The organism is Pseudomonas sp. SIMBA_067 (genome assembly GCF_046534675.1).
Taxonomy (GTDB): domain Bacteria; phylum Pseudomonadota; class Gammaproteobacteria; order Pseudomonadales; family Pseudomonadaceae; genus Aquipseudomonas; species Aquipseudomonas putida.
This window is the reverse complement of the sequence record NZ_JAWRYH010000029.1, coordinates 1-1772: the sequence shown is the minus strand read 5'-3', so window position 1 is coordinate 1772 and position 1772 is coordinate 1. Positions and strand designations below refer to the sequence as shown.

Annotated in this window: 1 protein-coding gene; it reads left to right on the top strand. The window is 61.9% G+C overall.

Annotation, left to right across the window (positions count from 1 at the left end):
* On the top strand, positions 1-1772 hold a 1772-nt coding region (locus tag SB765_RS27885), incomplete at both ends, for an immunoglobulin-like domain-containing protein (RefSeq protein WP_410932264.1).

The window sequence follows — 1772 nt, the reverse complement described above, 5'->3', positions numbered from 1 at the left end:
GTCACTGACGAGCCAGGCACTCCGGGCAACCCAGGCGGCAACAACGAAGGCGACCTGGTCAAGGTCACCATCACGGCTGACCAGAACTCGGTAGCCGAGAACGTCAAACCGACGTTCACCGTGCACATCAACCAGCCGCTGGACCACGACCTGGTCGTGACCCTGAGCAACAACGCTCAGGTCACCATCAAAGCCGGTGATACCAGCGCGCCGTATACCCACGATGCGCAGGGCGACGACGTCTACAACGACGCCGGTGAGATCAGCTTGGGCATCAAGTCCGCTGTGGACGTTGACGGCCGTACCTTCGAAAACCTGGAGTTGGGCGGCTCGGCGAAGGTCGACGTCACCGACACCACCGACGAAGTGGTGGCGAAACTGACCGCCACCCCTTCGGTGACCGAAGGCGGCGAGATCACCTACACCATCACCCTGACCAACAAAGACGGTTTGCCGATCAACAACCACGGCGCGCTGACCTTCACGCTGAGCGACGGCAAGACCGTCATCACCGTACCGGCCAATGGCACCAGCGGTTCGATCAGCGTGACTGCCCCGGACAACGTCTACGTCGGCAGCAACCCTGCAGTGGTCAACTCCATCGCGACCGTTGCGGGCGCGGATGTCGGCAAGTTCGAACAGCTGACCCTGGACAAGACTCCTGTCAGCACCCAGGTCACTGACGAGCCAGGCACTCCAGGCAACCCAGGCGGCACCAACGAAGGTGACTTGGTCAAGGTCACCATCACGGCCGACCAGACTTCGGTCGCCGAGAACGTCAAACCGACGTTCACCGTGCACATCAACCAGCCGCTGGACCACGATCTGGTCGTGACCCTGAGCAACAACGCTCAGGTCACCATCAAGGCCGGCGAGACCAGCGCACCGTACACCCACGATGCGCAAGGCGACGACGTTTACAACGACGCCGGTGAAACCAGCGTTGGCATCAAGTCGGCGGTGGACGCCACCGGTGCGACCTTTGAAAACCTGGAGTTGGGCGGCGCTGCGAAAGTGGATGTCACCGACACCACCGACGAAGTGGTGGCGAAGCTGACCGCCACCCCTTCGGTCACCGAAGGCGGTGAGATCACCTACACCATCACCCTGACCAACAAAGACGGCCTGCCGATCAACAACCACGGCGCCCTGACCTTCACGCTGAGCGACGGCAAGACCGTCATCACCGTACCGGCCAATGGCACCAGCGGTTCGATCAGCGTGACTGCCCCGGACAACGTCTACGTCGGCAGCAACCCTGCAGTGGTCAACTCCATCGCGACCGTTGCGGGCGCGGATGTCGGCAAGTTCGAACAGCTGACCCTGGACAAGACTCCTGTCAGCACCCAGGTCACTGACGAGCCAGGCACTCCAGGCAACCCAGGCGGCACCAACGAAGGTGACTTGGTCAAGGTCACCATCACGGCCGACCAGACTTCGGTCGCCGAGAACGTCAAACCGACGTTCACCGTGCACATCAACCAGCCGCTGGACCACGATCTGGTCGTGACCCTGAGCAACAACGCTCAAGTCACCATCAAGGCCGGCCAAACCAGCGCGCCCTACGAGCACGCTGCCCAAGGCGACGACGTCTACAAAGACTCCGGTGAAATCAGCCTGGGTATCAAGTCGGCAGCCGACATCGGCGGCCGTACCTTCGAGAACCTGCAGCTGGGCGACGCGGCGAAGGTCAATGTCACCGACACCACCGACGAAGTCGTGGCAAAACTGACCGCGACCCCATCGGTAACCGAAGGTGGCGTGATCACCTA